At 66.2% G+C, this 14,546-nt stretch carries 10 protein-coding genes; 9 read left to right on the forward strand and 1 reads right to left on the reverse strand.

The genetic code is table 11. The annotated features are described in order from the left end of the window. Window positions 1-73: 73 nt before the first annotated feature. The 4 genes from ugpA to ugpQ are packed head-to-tail and all read left to right on the forward strand — an operon-like array spanning window position 74 to window position 3,717. The gene (ugpA, locus tag ACN8ZM_RS01775; RefSeq protein ID WP_043191815.1) at window positions 74-958 is read left to right on the forward strand and encodes a sn-glycerol-3-phosphate ABC transporter permease UgpA; all 885 of its coding nucleotides are present in this window, start codon (window positions 74-76) and stop codon (window positions 956-958) included. Continuing rightward, window positions 955-1,800, forward strand: coding sequence for a sn-glycerol-3-phosphate ABC transporter permease UgpE (gene ugpE / locus ACN8ZM_RS01780; RefSeq protein ID WP_043191812.1), 846 nt, complete (start codon window positions 955-957; stop codon window positions 1,798-1,800). Before ugpA ends, ugpE begins: the two co-directional genes overlap by 4 nt. 32 nt (window positions 1,801-1,832) lie before the next feature. After that, window positions 1,833-2,918, forward strand: a complete 1,086-nt coding sequence (locus tag ACN8ZM_RS01785) for a sn-glycerol-3-phosphate import ATP-binding protein UgpC (protein WP_420210459.1) — start codon at window positions 1,833-1,835, stop codon at window positions 2,916-2,918. Between the two features lie 28 nt (window positions 2,919-2,946). After that, the gene (gene ugpQ / locus ACN8ZM_RS01790) at window positions 2,947-3,717 is read left to right on the forward strand and encodes a glycerophosphodiester phosphodiesterase (protein ID WP_420210460.1); all 771 of its coding nucleotides are present in this window, start codon (window positions 2,947-2,949) and stop codon (window positions 3,715-3,717) included. Between the two features lie 170 nt (window positions 3,718-3,887). On the opposite strand, the gene ACN8ZM_RS01795 is transcribed toward ugpQ, so the two are convergent. After that, window positions 3,888-4,619, reverse strand: a complete 732-nt coding sequence (locus tag ACN8ZM_RS01795) for an OmpW/AlkL family protein (protein WP_043191805.1) — start codon at window positions 4,617-4,619, stop codon at window positions 3,888-3,890. A 193-nt stretch (window positions 4,620-4,812) separates the two neighbouring features. On the opposite strand from ACN8ZM_RS01795, the gene ACN8ZM_RS01800 reads away from it, so the two are divergent. The 5 genes from ACN8ZM_RS01800 (at window position 4,813) to thpR (ending at window position 14,492) form a co-directional block, all read left to right on the forward strand. After that, the gene (locus ACN8ZM_RS01800) at window positions 4,813-5,526 is read left to right on the forward strand and encodes a transposase (protein WP_006477151.1); all 714 of its coding nucleotides are present in this window, start codon (window positions 4,813-4,815) and stop codon (window positions 5,524-5,526) included. A 289-nt stretch (window positions 5,527-5,815) separates the two neighbouring features. Beyond that, entirely contained in the window at window positions 5,816-10,519 is a 4,704-nt protein-coding gene (locus ACN8ZM_RS01805) for a glutamate synthase-related protein (protein WP_301806913.1), read from the forward strand. Between the two features lie 85 nt (window positions 10,520-10,604). After that, complete coding sequence (locus ACN8ZM_RS01810; protein WP_043191801.1) at window positions 10,605-12,071, forward strand: glutamate synthase subunit beta; 1,467 nt, start codon at window positions 10,605-10,607, stop codon at window positions 12,069-12,071. 367 nt (window positions 12,072-12,438) lie between these two features. Beyond that, complete coding sequence (locus ACN8ZM_RS01815; protein WP_089449767.1) at window positions 12,439-13,929, forward strand: alanine/glycine:cation symporter family protein; 1,491 nt, start codon at window positions 12,439-12,441, stop codon at window positions 13,927-13,929. After that, entirely contained in the window at window positions 13,926-14,492 is a 567-nt protein-coding gene (gene thpR / locus ACN8ZM_RS01820) for an RNA 2',3'-cyclic phosphodiesterase (protein ID WP_043191798.1), read from the forward strand. The genes ACN8ZM_RS01815 and thpR overlap by 4 nt, the downstream gene beginning before the upstream one ends. Window positions 14,493-14,546 lie beyond the last annotated feature (54 nt).

Consider the following 14,546-nt stretch of genomic DNA (forward strand, 5'->3'; position numbering starts at 1 on the left):
TCGCATCCTGTACGGATGCACGCGCCGGCCGGCGGCACGACCCCTTTCCGTTACGCCTGACCGGATCTCCGCGATGCAATCCCGTTCCCGTTTCGGCACGAGCCTGTTGCCGTACCTGCTGATCGCACCGCAGCTCGCGATCACCGCCGTGTTCTTCCTGTGGCCGGCCGGCGTCGCGCTGTGGCAGTCGACGCAGATGCAGGACGCGTTCGGCACGTCGAGCGAATTCGTCGGCCTCGCGAACTTCACGCACCTGTTCGCCGATCCGCTGTATCTCGATTCGTTCCGCACGACGCTCGTGTTCAGCTCGCTCGTCACGGTGAGCGGGCTCGTCGTATCGCTGCTGCTCGCCGCGTGCGCCGACCGCGTGATCCGTGGTGCGCGCGTGTACCGCACGCTGCTGATCTGGCCGTATGCGGTCGCGCCGACGATCGCCGCCGTGCTGTGGGCGTTCCTGTTCAATCCGAGCATCGGCCTGATCACCTATGCGCTCGCGAAGAGCGGCATCGTGTGGAACCACGCGCTGAACGGCGGCCAGGCGATGTTCCTGGTCGTGCTCGCGTCGGTGTGGAAGCAGGTGAGCTACAACTTCCTGTTCTTCTACGCGGGCCTGCAGGCGATCCCGCGCTCGCTGATCGAGGCGGCGGCGATCGACGGCGCCGGGCCGGTGCGGCGCTTCTTCAACATCGTGCTGCCGCTGCTGTCGCCCACCAGTTTCTTCCTGCTGGTCGTGAACCTCGTGTACGCCTTCTTCGACACCTTCCCGGTGATCGACGCGGCCACCGGCGGCGGCCCGGCGCAGAGCACCAAGACACTGATCTACAAGATCTTCGCGGAGGGCTTCCAGGGGCTCGACATCGGCAGCTCGGGCGCGCAGTCGGTCGTGCTGATGGTCATCGTCGTCGGGCTCACGGTGATCCAGTTCCGCTTCGTCGAACGCAGGGTGCAATACGCATGATCGAGAATCGCAAGGGCTTCGACCTGTTCTGCCACGCGGTGCTGATCGCGGGTGTCGTGCTGATCGTGTTTCCCGTCTACGTCGCGTTCTGCGCGGCGACGATGAACGCGCAGGAAGTATTCACGGTGCCGCTGTCGCTGATACCGAGCACGCACCTGTTCGAGAACGTCGCGTACATCTGGGGGCACGGCAGCGGCGGCACGACGGCGCCGTTCGGCCGCCTGCTCGTGAACAGCTTCGCGATGGCGCTCGGCATCGCGGTGGGCAAGATCGCGGTGTCGATCCTGTCCGCGTACGCGATCGTCTATTTCCGCTTCCCGTTCCGCAACACGGCGTTCTGGCTGATCTTCGTCACGCTGATGCTGCCGGTCGAGGTGCGGATCTTCCCGACCGTGCAGGTCGTGTCGACGCTGCACCTGACGAACACCTATGCGGGGCTTACGCTGCCGCTGATCGCGTCGGCGACCGCGACGTTCCTGTTCCGCCAGTTCTTCATGACGCTGCCCGACGAGCTGATGGATGCCGCGCGCATCGACGGCGCGGGGCCGCTGCGGTTCTTCTGGGACGTCGTGCTGCCGTTGTCGAAGACGAGTATCGCTGCGCTGTTCGTGATCACGTTCATCTACGGCTGGAACCAGTATCTGTGGCCGATCCTGATCACGACGGAGGCATCGCTGTCGACGGCGGTGGTGGGCATCAAGACGATGATCGCGAGCGGCGACGCCGCGACCGAATGGCAATACGTGATGGCGGCGACGCTGCTGGGGATGATTCCACCGCTCGTCGTCGTGCTGGCGATGCAGCGCTGGTTCGTGCGCGGCCTCGTCGATTCCGAGAAATAAACAACGGACGGTAACCGGGAGAAGGACCAGGTATGGCTGCGTTGAGCTTGAAGGGCGTCAGGAAATCCTACGACGGCAAGCAGCACGTGCTGCACGGCATCGACGTGGAGATCGCCGACGGCGAATTCATCGTGCTGGTCGGCCCGTCGGGCTGCGGCAAGTCGACGTTGCTGCGGATGATCGCGGGACTCGAGACGGTGACGGATGGCGAGATCGCGATCGGCGAGCGCGTGGTCAACGCGCTGGAGCCGAAGGATCGCGACATCGCGATGGTGTTCCAGAACTATGCGCTGTATCCGCACATGACGGTCGCGCAGAACATGGGCTACGGGCTGAAGATCCGCGGGATCGAGCGCGCGACGATCGACTCGCGGGTGGCCGCGGCCGCGAAGATCCTCGAGCTCGAACCGCTGCTCGCACGGCGGCCGCGCGAGCTGTCGGGCGGCCAGCGGCAGCGCGTCGCGATGGGGCGCGCGATCGTGCGCGAGCCGTCGGTGTTCCTGTTCGACGAGCCGCTGTCGAACCTCGACGCGAAATTGCGCGTGCAGATGCGGCTCGAGATCCAGCGGCTGCATGCGCGGCTTGCGACGACGAGCGTCTACGTGACGCACGACCAGATCGAGGCGATGACGCTCGCCCAGCGCGTGATCGTGATGAACCGCGGCTACGCGGAGCAGATCGGCGCGCCGGTCGACGTGTACGAGAAGCCGGCGACGGTGTTCGTCGCGGGCTTCATCGGCTCGCCCGCGATGAACCTGATGCACGGCCGGCTGTCGGACGACGGCGCGACGTTTGCGGTTGCAGGCGGCGGCCCCGCGCTGCCGGTTGCCGGCGCGCCCGGCATCGGGACGGCGATCGCCACCGGGCGCGACTGGGTGCTCGGCGTGCGTCCCGAACACATGACGCCGCAGCCGGGCGTCGCGCAGGCGACGCTGCCGGTCGATTCGTGCGAGCTGCTTGGCGCGGACAATCTCGCGCACGGCCGCTGGGGCAATCACGACGTTGCGGTGCGCCTGCCGCACGCAGACCGCCCCGCGCGCGGCACGGCGCTGGCGGCCGCGCTGCCGGCGCACCGGCTGCACTTCTTCGATCCCGAGAGCGGCAAGCGTGCCGCCTGAACCTGCTGCACCTGCCGAGAGGCCGACGATGACAACCCGTACCGACTGGCCGTATCCGCGCGTCGTCGCCCATCGCGGCGGCGGTACGCTCGCACCGGAGAACACGCTTGCCGCGCTCGACGAAGGCGCGCGCCGTGGCCACCGGATGGTCGAGTTCGACGCGAAGCTGTCGGCCGACGGCGTGACGTTCCTGCTGCACGACGACACGGTCGACCGCACGTCGAACGGTCACGGCGCGGCGGCGGGCATGCGTTATGACGCGCTGGCCGCGCTCGACGCGGGCGCGTGGCTCGACGCGCGCTTCGCGGGCGAGCGGATGCCGACGCTCGAGGCGGCGGCGGCGCGCTGCCTCGCCCACGGGCTGGCCGCCAATGTCGAGATCAAGCCGTGCCCGGGGCGCGAGCGCGAGACCGGGCAGCGCGTGGCGGCCGACGCGGCTGCGTACTGGCGCGATGCCGCGGTCCCGCCGCTGTTGTCGTCGTTCTCGTTCGATGCGCTGCAACAGGCGCGCGCGACGGCGCCGGCGCTGCCGCGCGGGATGCTCTACGAGGCCGTGCCGGACGACTGGCATGCGCAAGTGGTCGGCGCGCTCGGCTGCGTTTCGTTGCATGCAGACCACAAGCGGCTCGACGAACCGCTCGTGCGCGCGATCAAGGCGGCCGGGCTGCGCATCCTGGTTTACACGGTGAATGACCTCGAACGGGCGCGCGAACTGGCGCGCTGGGGCGTCGATGCGGTCTGCACGGACCGCATCGACCTGATCTCCCCCGCGGCACTGGACGACATCGATATCGCCTGACGGCCGCGACGGCGGCCGGCGCAATCGGTGCCGGGAACGTGCCTGACGCGAAAAAGCGACGCCCCGGCGGGATTTCCGCCGGGGCGTTTTACATCGTGGAGACGTTACGTCAGGAAAAATCCGCTACAAATTGCAGCAGGATTAACCATTCCCCAAATATTCGACTACGCTTAGAAGCGGTAGCCGACGTTCAGGTACGTCACGATCGGGTTCAGCGAGATGTGCGCTTTCGACGTTTCGGTCAGGGTGCCCACCTGGGTCCGCTTGGCCGTCGTGAAGGTCGCGGTCACGCTGACCGGGATGTACGACATCGATAAGCCGGCGAACCAGTGTTTCGTGAAGTTGTACGTGAAGCCGGCGTTGAACACGGGCGCCCACTGGTTGCTGGTCTGTGCGCTGGTCGGGCCGCCGAGCGCGCCGTTTTCGAACGCGCTGTTCGTGATCTTCGCGCCGGTAAACCAGATATACGTCGCGCCGACGCCGATATACGGACGGAACTTCGCGTTGGCGTCGTTGAAGTAGTACTTGAGGAGGAGCGCGGGGCTCCACTGGTATGCGCGGCCGAGCGTACCAAAATTCGCGAACTGGCCCTTGCCGGTGATGTCGAACTTCGGCGGAATGCCGGCAATGAACTCGGTGGCGATATGGTCGGTCACGAAGTAACCGGTCGCCAGTGCGAGCGTGTCGGCGTCGCTGATGCCAGCGCCCGTGTTGGGAATCGATTGGTTGACGGGCGTGCCGCCGACGCCGTAGAGGTACAGCGGATCGCTGCTGTCCTGCGGCGCGAGGTGCAGCCAGCCGGTGCTGACGTAGAAATCACCTGCGGATTGTGCGTGTGCCGTACCGCCCGCGAACGTGAATGCGAGCGCTGCAGCCCCCGTAATGGCCAGTTTTCGTTTCATTGTGTCTCCTCCGATCTAAGGCGTGCTCATTATGACGACTGCGTTTAAAACCAAACAAGCTCGTAAGTTAGAGTTTTCACCCTAGGATTAGTACGACCGTACGCTTCCGCGCCCTGTCGGGACAGGCATTCTACGCAGGTGCGCACTATCGGACCCCCGGGTATTTCCTAACGCGTTCAAACGGACATTCAGCATGGCACGGTTAGCACGACTCTACGTTCCCGACCAGCCGCAGCACGTGATACTGCGCGGCTTGGATCAGCAACCCGCGTTCGTCGACGACCAGGACTACGAACTCTTCATCGATTGCCTGAAGGCCGCCGCCCGCGATCATCACCTGTCGGTGCACGCCTACGTGCTGCTGCCGCGCCAGGTGCAACTGCTCGTGACGCCGAGCGACGAGGCGAGCCTGCCGAAAGCGATGCAGGCTGTCGGCCGGCGCTACGTCGCGCATTTCAACCGGCGCTATTCGCGGCGCGGCACCCTGTGGGAAGGCCGCTACCGTGCGACGGTCATCGAAGGCGAGCGCTATTTCCTGCTCGCGAGCCGCGTGGTCGAGATGAGCCCGGTGCGCGCGCAGCTCGTCGCGACGCCCGAGGCTTATCGCTGGTCGAGCTACCGGCATCACGTCGGGCTCACCGTCGACAGCCTGATCACCGACCATCCGCTCTACTGGGCGCTCGGCAATACGCCGTTCGACCGCCAGCGCGCGTACAAGGAGCTGTGCGAGCAGCCGCTCGACGAGCGGCAGGCCGACCAGTTGCAGCAGGCGACGTTGAAGGGCTGGGTGCTCGGCGGCGAGAATTATCGCGAGTGGGCGGCGCGTACCGCGAACCGGCGCGTGTCGCCGCTGCCGCGCGGACGCCCCAGAAAGGTGCGTGAAAACACGCCGCCGATCCAGCAGTAATCCGGGAACGGCGGTTCAGGAGGCGGCGCTGCGGGCGCCGCTTCTTTTTGCACCAAAACGATACGGCCCCAATAAAGTGGCACCAGATCGAGGCATCCATTTAAATGGGGTTCGATCAAGCGGTTTTTGTTGCTATTCCTTTGATTCGTCGCGTATATTCCGAATTCCGGTGGCCCGGGCGAAGCTTGCCCATCCACTGTCGGCCGCGCCGTCTCCCGTCGGGAGCGGGATCGACGGCAACAAGAAAATGGTTCAACGGCCTCCAGGCCCCCTTTACGACGGTGTCCCCATGAACGACCACCAGCAGCCGCTCGCCGCGGTGCCCGCCGCACAAGGTCTGTATGACCCGCAAAACGAACACGACGCCTGTGGCGTCGGCTTCGTCGCTCACATCAAGGGCAAGAAGAGCCACGAGATCATTCAGCAGGGTCTGAAGATCCTCGAGAACCTCGATCACCGTGGCGCAGTCGGCGCCGATCCGCTGATGGGCGACGGCGCGGGCATCCTGATCCAGATCCCGGACGCGTTCTATCGCGAGGAAATGGCGAAGCAGGGCGTGATGCTGCCGCCGGCCGGCGAATATGGGGTCGGCATGATCTTCCTGCCGAAGGAAAACGCATCGCGTCTCGCGTGCGAGCAGGAGCTCGAGCGGACGGTGAAGGCAGAGGGCCAGGTCGTGCTCGGCTGGCGCGACGTGCCGGTCGACCATGCGATGCCGATTTCGCCGACCGTGAAGGCGAGCGAGCCGCTGATCCGCCAGATCTTCATCGGCCGCGGCAAGGACATCATGGTGACGGACGCGCTCGAGCGGAAGCTGTACGTGATCCGCAAGACGGCGAGCCACCGCATCCAGGCGCTCAAGCTCAAGCACGGCAAGGAATACTTCGTGCCGTCGATGTCGGCGCGCACGATCGTCTACAAGGGGCTGCTGCTCGCGGGCCAGGTCGGCGTGTATTACCGCGACCTGCAGGACACGCGCGTCGTGTCGGCGCTCGCGCTCGTGCACCAGCGCTTCTCGACCAACACGTTCCCGGCATGGGAACTGGCTCACCCGTACCGGATGATCGCGCACAACGGCGAGATCAACACCGTGAAGGGCAACGTGAACTGGCTGAACGCGCGTACCGGCGCGATCGCGTCGCACGTGCTCGCCGACGATCTGCCGAAGCTGTGGCCGCTGATCTACCCGGGCCAGTCGGATACCGCGTCGTTCGACAACTGTCTCGAACTGCTGGTGATGGCCGGCTACCCGCTCGTGCACGCGGTGATGATGATGATCCCGGAAGCGTGGGAACAGCACACGCTGATGGACGAGAACCGCCGCGCGTTCTACGAATACCATGCCGCGATGATGGAGCCGTGGGACGGCCCGGCTGCGATCGCGTTCACCGACGGCCGCCAGATCGGCGCGACGCTCGACCGTAACGGCCTGCGCCCGGCGCGCTACCTCGTCACCGACGACGACCTCGTCATCATGGCGTCGGAAGCCGGCACGCTGCCGATCCCCGAATCGAAGATCGTCAAGAAGTGGCGCCTGCAGCCGGGCAAGATGTTCCTGATCGACATGGAACACGGCCGCATCATCGACGACAAGGAACTGAAGGACAACCTCGCGAACGCGAAGCCGTACAAGAGCTGGATCGACGCCGTGCGCATCAAGCTCGACGAGATCGAGCCGAAGGCCGAGGAAGTCGCGGCCGGCCGCACGCAGGGCGCCGCGCTGCTCGACCGCCAGCAGGCGTTCGGCTACACGCAGGAAGACCTGAAGTTCCTGATGGCGCCGATGGCGCAGCAGGGTGAGGAAGCCGTCGGTTCGATGGGCAACGATTCGCCGCTCGCGGTGATGTCGAACAAGAACAAGACGCTCTATCACTACTTCAAGCAACTGTTCGCACAGGTCACGAACCCACCGATCGACCCGATCCGCGAGAACATGGTCATGTCGCTCGTGTCGTTCATCGGCCCGAAGCCGAACCTGCTCGACACGAACAACATCAACCCGCCGATGCGTCTCGAAGTGTCGCAGCCGGTGCTCGACTTCAAGGACATCGCGAAGATCCGCGCGATCGACCAGTACACGGGCGGCAAGTTCAGCGCGTACGAACTGAACATCTGCTACCCGGTTGCCTGGGGCAAGGAAGGCATCGAGGCACGCCTCGCGTCGCTGTGTGCGGAAGCCGTCGACGCGGTGAAGTCGGGCTACAACATGCTGATCGTGTCGGACCGCAAGACGGACGCCGAGCATGTCGCGATTCCGGCGCTGCTCGCCACGTCGGCGATCCACACGCACCTCGTCCAGCAAGGTCTGCGCACGAGCACGGGCCTCGTCGTCGAGACGGGCTCCGCACGTGAAACGCACCACTTCGCGCTGCTCGCGGGCTACGGCGCGGAAGCCGTGCACCCGTACCTCGCGATGGAAACGCTCGCGAAGATGGCCGAAGGGCTGCCGGGCGACCTGTCGCCGGAGAAGGCCGTCTACAACTTCACGAAGGCGGTCGGCAAGGGCCTGCAGAAGGTGATGTCGAAGATGGGCATCTCGACGTACATGTCGTACACGGGCGCGCAGATCTTCGAAGCGCTCGGCCTGTCGAGCGACCTCGTCGAGAAGTACTTCAAGGGCACCGCGTCGAAGGTCGGCGGCATCGGCCTGTTCGAAGTGGCGGAAGAAGCGATCCGCCTGCACCGCGACGCGTTCGGCGACAACCCGGTCCTGCGCGACATGCTCGACGCGGGCGGCGAGTACGCGTACCGCGTGCGTGGCGAAGACCACATGTGGACGCCGGATTCGATCGCGAAGCTGCAGCACGCGACGCGCAGCAACTCGTACCAGACGTACAAGGAATACGCGCACCTGATCAACGACCAGACCAAGCGTCACATGACGTTCCGCGGCCTGTTCGAGTTCAAGGTCGAGCCGACCAAGGCGATCCCGATCGACGACGTCGAATCGGCGAAGGACATCGTCAAGCGCTTCGCGACGGGCGCGATGTCGCTCGGTTCGATCAGCACCGAAGCGCACGCAACCCTCGCGGTCGCGATGAACCGGATCGGCGGCAAGTCGAACACCGGCGAAGGCGGTGAGGACCAGAAGCGCTATCGCAACGAGCTGCGCGGCATTCCGATCAAGGCCGGCGAGACGCTGAAGTCGGTGATCGGCGACGAGATCGTCAGCGACATTCCGCTGAAGGACGGCGATTCGCTGCGCTCGAAGATCAAGCAGGTCGCGTCGGGCCGCTTCGGCGTCACCGCCGAGTACCTGGCATCGGCCGACCAGATCCAGATCAAGATGGCGCAGGGCGCGAAGCCGGGCGAAGGCGGCCAGCTGCCGGGTCACAAGGTGTCGGAATACATCGGCAAGCTGCGTTACTCGGTGCCGGGTGTCGGCCTGATCTCGCCGCCGCCGCACCACGACATCTACTCGATCGAGGATCTGGCGCAGCTGATCCACGACCTGAAGAACGTGAACCCGAGCTCGAGCATCTCCGTGAAGCTCGTGTCGGAAGTGGGTGTCGGCACGGTCGCGGCCGGTGTCGCGAAGGCGAAGGCCGATCACGTCGTGATCGCCGGCCATGACGGCGGCACGGGCGCGTCGCCGCTGTCGTCGGTCAAGCACGCGGGCACGCCGTGGGAGCTCGGCCTCGCCGAAACGCAGCAGACGCTGGTGCTGAACCGCCTGCGCGGCCGCATCCGCGTGCAGGCCGACGGCCAGATGAAGACGGGCCGCGACGTCGTGATCGGCGCGCTGCTCGGCGCGGACGAATTCGGCTTCGCGACGGCACCGCTCGTCGTCGAGGGCTGCATCATGATGCGCAAGTGCCACCTGAACACGTGCCCGGTCGGCGTCGCGACGCAGGATCCGGTGCTGCGTGCGAAGTTCAAGGGCCAGCCCGAGCACGTCGTGAACTACTTCTTCTTCGTCGCCGAGGAAGTGCGCGAGATCATGGCGCAGCTCGGCGTCGCGAAGTTCGACGACCTGATCGGCCGCGCCGACCTGCTCGACACCCGCAAGGGCATCGAGCACTGGAAGGCGAAGGGCCTCGACTTCTCGCGCGTGTTCTACCAGCCGGAAGAGTGCGAGGACGTCGCGCCGCGTCACGTCGACGTGCAGGATCACGGCCTCGAGCGCGCGCTCGACCACGTGCTGATCGAGAAGGCGAAGGCCGCGATCGAGAACGGCGAGCATGTGTCGTTCATCCAGCCGGTGCGCAACGTGAACCGGACGGTCGGCGCGATGCTGTCGGGCGTGATCGCGAAGAAGCACGGCCACGACGGCCTGGCCGACGACGCGGTGCACATCCAGCTGAAGGGCACGGCCGGCCAGAGCTTCGGCGCGTTCCTCGCGAAGGGCGTGACGCTCGACCTCGTCGGCGACGGCAACGACTACGTCGGCAAGGGCCTGTCGGGCGGCCGGATCATCATCCGTCCGACCAACGACTTCCGCGGCAAGTCCGAGGAAAACATCATCTGCGGCAACACGGTGATGTACGGCGCGATCGAAGGCGAATCGTTCTTCCGCGGCGTCGCGGGCGAGCGCTTCTGCGTGCGTAACTCGGGTGCGACGGCGGTCGTCGAAGGCACGGGCGACCACGGTTGCGAATACATGACGGGCGGCACGGTCGTCGTGCTCGGCGAGACCGGGCGCAACTTCGCGGCCGGCATGTCGGGCGGTCTCGCGTACATCTACGATCCGGAAGGCACGTTCGCGGCGAAGTGCAACAAGGCGATGGTCGCGCTCGAGCCGGTGCTGCAGCAGGCCGAGCAGGAGCGCACGGTCGACCGCGCGCTCTGGCATGCGGGCACGACGGACGAAGCGCTGCTCAAGGGGCTCGTCGAGCGTCATTTCCAGTTCACGGGTTCGCCGCGCGCGAAGTCGTTGCTGGAAAACTGGGACGCGGCGCGCCGCCAGTTCGTGAAGGTGTTCCCGCACGAATACAAGCGCGCGCTGGGCGAGATCGGTGCGAAGAAGGCGGCGAAGGAAGTGCTGGCCGCCTGAGCGACGAACGACATAGCGAAGGCCGCGCGCGCATGATTGCCGCGCGCGGCTCCCCCACCCGATACACCGAACAGAAGAGCACCTTATGGGCAAGGCAACCGGTTTTCTGGAGTTCGAACGCCGCCACGAGGCGTACGAAGCACCGCTCACGCGCGTGAAGCACTACAAGGAATTCGTCGCGGCACTGACCGACGCGGACGCGAAGGTCCAGGGCGCGCGCTGCATGGATTGCGGCATCCCGTTCTGCAACAACGGCTGCCCGGTCAACAACATCATTCCGGACTTCAACGATCTCGTTTACCGTCAGGACTGGCAGCAGGCGATCGAAGTCCTGCACTCGACCAACAACTTCCCGGAATTCACGGGCCGCATCTGCCCGGCGCCGTGCGAGTCGGCATGCACGCTCGGGATCAACGACGATCCGGTCGGCATCAAGTCGATCGAGCACGCGATCATCGACAAGGCCTGGGCGGAAGGCTGGGTGAAGCCGCTGCCGGCCGAGCACAAGACGGGCAAGAAGGTCGCGGTCGTCGGTTCGGGCCCCGCGGGCCTCGCCGCCGCGCAGCAGCTCGCGCGTGCCGGCCACGACGTGACGGTGTTCGAGAAGAACGACCGCGTCGGCGGCCTGCTGCGTTACGGGATTCCCGACTTCAAGCTGGAGAAGTGGCTGATCGACCGCCGCATGCGCCAGATGGAAGCGGAAGGCGTGACGTTCCGCACCAGCGTGTTCATCGGCAAGGATCCGCTGCCCGAGTCGATCGGCAGCCTCGCGAAGGAAACCATCTCGCCGGAGACGCTGAAGGAAGAATTCGATGCGGTCGTGATCGCCGGCGGTTCGGAAACGCCGCGCGACCTGCCGGTGCCGGGGCGCGAACTCGCGGGCGTGCATTACGCGATGGACTTCCTGCCGCAGCAGAACCGCGTGAACGCGGGTGACAAGCTGGTCGACCAGCTGCTCGCGAAGGGCAAGCACGTGATCGTGATCGGTGGCGGCGATACGGGTTCCGACTGCGTCGGCACGTCGAACCGTCACGGCGCGAAGCAGGTCACGCAGTTCGAGCTGCTGCCGCAGCCGCCGGAAGAGGAAAACAAGCCGCTCGTGTGGCCGTACTGGCCGATCAAGCTGCGCACGTCGTCGTCGCACGAGGAAGGCTGCGAGCGTGACTGGGCGGTCGCGACGAAGCGCCTCGAAGGCAAGAACGGCAAGGTCGAGAAGCTGATCGCAGTGCGCGTCGAGTGGAAGGACGGCAAGATGCAGGAAGTGCCGGGCTCCGAGTTCGAGATGAAGGCCGACCTCGTGCTGCTCGCGATGGGCTTCACGCAGCCGGCAGCGCCCGTGCTCGAAGCGTTCGGCGTCGCGAAGGATGCGCGTGGCAATGCGCGCGCGGCAACCGAAGGCGATCGCTCGTACTACACGTCGGTCGACAAGGTGTTCGCGGCGGGCGACATGCGCCGTGGCCAGTCGCTCGTCGTGTGGGCGATCCGCGAAGGCCGCCAGTGTGCGCGGTCGGTCGATGCGTACCTGATGGGGCATTCGAGCCTGCCGCGATAAGCGCAGGTCGGTAGCCGTCGTAGAAACCGGGCGTCCGAAAGGGCGCCCGGTTTTTTTTATGCGTGCGATTCGGTGTCGTATCGCGCGTGCGCAGCGCGCTCCGTAGCGGGCGAGCGCCTGGCGTTTCGACGCGCTGCTACCGCGCCGCGCGCATCGCGACAGAGCTCGGTGTCGCGGCTTCGAGATCCTGCTGCCCCCGCAATTTCGCGAAGCGTCGCCTAATCTGATCACATCCGGCGGCGATTTCCCGGTATCTCAAATCTTTCGTTTTTGTAATGATCCTTGCAAATTGTCATATCATGTCGCCCCTCCGGCCGTGAAGCGAGCGGCCATCACATATGACTGACCCTATTTACAAGGATTCTGGATGGAAGCACTCGTGCAAGGGCTGATCGACGCCGTCAACGGCGTGTTGTGGAACTACGTGCTGATTGCGCTGCTGCTCGGCGTGGGCGCGTGGTTCACGCTGCGGTTCCGGATGATCCAGCTGAAGGCGCTGTTCCTCAGCATGAAGCTGGTCGGCAGCAAGGGCGAGCCGGGCAGCATCTCGTCGTTCCAGGCGTTCGCGACCGGGCTCGCGAGCCGCGTGGGCACCGGCAACATCGCCGGCGTCGCGGTCGCGCTGACGGTCGGCGGGCCGGGCGCGATCTTCTGGATGTGGATGACGGCGCTCGTCGGGATGTCGTCCGCGTTCGTCGAGGCGACGCTCGCGCAGATCTTCAAGGTGTCGCACCCGGACGGCAGCTATCGCGGCGGCCCCGCGTACTACATCCAGACGGGCCTGCGCTCGCGCGGCTTCGGCGTGCTGTTCTCGCTGTCGCTGATCCTCGCGTTCGGCTTCGTGTTCAACGCGGTGCAGGCCAACGCGATCGCCGATGCGTTCGACACGTCGTTCGGCTGGAGCCGCGCGAGCGTCGGTCTCGGTCTCGTGCTGCTGACCGCGCCGATCATCTTCGGCGGGATCCGCCGGATCGCGGCGGTTGCGCAGGTGATCGTGCCGCTGATGGCCATCGGCTACCTCGCGCTCGCGGTCTATGCGGTCGCGACGCACATCGCGCTGGTGCCGGGCGTGATCGAATTGATCGTGAAGAGCGCGTTCGGTCTCGAGCAGGCAGCTGGCGGCCTGACGGGCTATGCGGTCAGCCAGGCGGTCGCGATGGGCGTGAAGCGCGGGCTGTTCTCGAACGAGGCCGGCATGGGCAGCGCGCCGAATGCGGCGGCGACCGCCAGCACGCGGCATCCGGTCGTGCAGGGGCTGATCCAGATGCTCGGCGTATTCGTCGACACGATCGTGATCTGCAGCGCGACCGCCTTCGTGATCCTGCTGTCGGGCCAGTACGAACTGGGCACCGGCATGGAAGGCGCGGCGCTCACGCAGCGCGCAATCGCGAGCCACGTCGGCGGCTGGGGCGGCATCTACATGGCGTTCGCGATCTTCTTCTTCGCGTACTCGTCGGTGATCGGCAACTACGCGTATGCGGAAGGCAACGTCGAATTCATCACAAAGCGGCGCGGCGTGCTGCCGCTGTTCCGCATCGCGGTGCTCGGCATGGTGATGTTCGGCAGCGTCGGGCAATTGCCGCTCGTGTGGGCGATGGCCGATACGAGCATGGGGCTGATGGCGATCATCAACCTGATCGCGATCCTCGCGCTCGGCAAGTATGCGCACGCCGCGTGGGCCGACTATCGCCGCCAGCGCGCGGCAGGCGTTGCCGATCCGGTGTTCACGCGCAACACGATTCCGGAACTCGCGAACGTGCTGCCGACCGACGTGTGGGGCGAGCATGGCCCGCTGCCGCAGCGTCCGGCCGTGGCCGATGCCGACAGCGTGCCGCGTGCGGTGGTGCGCGAGTCATGAACGGCGACCGGCTGCGCGTGTTCGTCGCGCTGATGCCCGATGTGGCATCGCGCGACGCGCTGCATGCGTTGCCGGTTACCCGTGGCGCGCGGCGTCCGCTGCCCGCGCAACTGCATGTGACGCTCGCGTTCGTCGGCGCGATCGAGCGGGCGTGCTGCGACGCGCTGGCCGCGTACCTGCCGGCGCTCGCGGCCGCGCATGCGCTGCCGTTGGTGCCGGTCGAACGGATCGCGTGGTGGCCGAGCCTGCCGCGCGCGCGGCTGATCGTCGCGGAACTGGCCGCCGAGCCGGCGTGTGCGGCGTTGAATGTCGCGCTGTCCGCGAAGCTGCGCGAGCTCGGCGTACCGGCGGATCGGCGGCCGTTCCGTCCGCACGTGACGCTCGCGCGGCTGCCGCACGATGCGGTCGGGCAGCCGGCGCACGGCGGTGCGGTGAAGCGGCCGGTTGCGCTGCGGTTCGACGCGCTCACGCTGTTCGAAAGCCGGTTGTCGCACGAAGGGGTGTCGCATCGGCCGATCGTGTCGGCGCCGATTGCACGGGCGGACGGCGCGGCAGCGGGTTGAGCCGTTCCGGCGAGGCCCGGCGAAGGCCGGCCGCCATCCTTGTCATGCGGCAGG

This window comes from Burkholderia aenigmatica, assembly GCF_048627025.1.
GTDB lineage: Bacteria > Pseudomonadota > Gammaproteobacteria > Burkholderiales > Burkholderiaceae > Burkholderia > Burkholderia aenigmatica.

What these genes read in the sequence shown, in the direction of transcription:
- ACN8ZM_RS01785 (WP_420210459.1), top strand. Translation starts at nt 1,833, where the DNA reads ATGGCTGCGTTGAGCTTGAAGGGCGTCAGGAAATCCTACGACGGCAAG.
- ACN8ZM_RS01795 (WP_043191805.1), bottom strand. Translation starts at nt 4,619, where the DNA reads ATGAAACGAAAACTGGCCATTACGGGGGCTGCAGCGCTCGCATTCACG.
- ugpQ (WP_420210460.1), top strand. Translation starts at nt 2,947, where the DNA reads ATGACAACCCGTACCGACTGGCCGTATCCGCGCGTCGTCGCCCATCGC.
- ugpA (WP_043191815.1), top strand. Translation starts at nt 74, where the DNA reads ATGCAATCCCGTTCCCGTTTCGGCACGAGCCTGTTGCCGTACCTGCTG.
- ACN8ZM_RS01810 (WP_043191801.1), top strand. Translation starts at nt 10,605, where the DNA reads ATGGGCAAGGCAACCGGTTTTCTGGAGTTCGAACGCCGCCACGAGGCG.
- thpR (WP_043191798.1), top strand. Translation starts at nt 13,926, where the DNA reads ATGAACGGCGACCGGCTGCGCGTGTTCGTCGCGCTGATGCCCGATGTG.
- ACN8ZM_RS01805 (WP_301806913.1), top strand. Translation starts at nt 5,816, where the DNA reads ATGAACGACCACCAGCAGCCGCTCGCCGCGGTGCCCGCCGCACAAGGT.
- ACN8ZM_RS01800 (WP_006477151.1), top strand. Translation starts at nt 4,813, where the DNA reads ATGGCACGGTTAGCACGACTCTACGTTCCCGACCAGCCGCAGCACGTG.
- ACN8ZM_RS01815 (WP_089449767.1), top strand. Translation starts at nt 12,439, where the DNA reads ATGGAAGCACTCGTGCAAGGGCTGATCGACGCCGTCAACGGCGTGTTG.
- ugpE (WP_043191812.1), top strand. Translation starts at nt 955, where the DNA reads ATGATCGAGAATCGCAAGGGCTTCGACCTGTTCTGCCACGCGGTGCTG.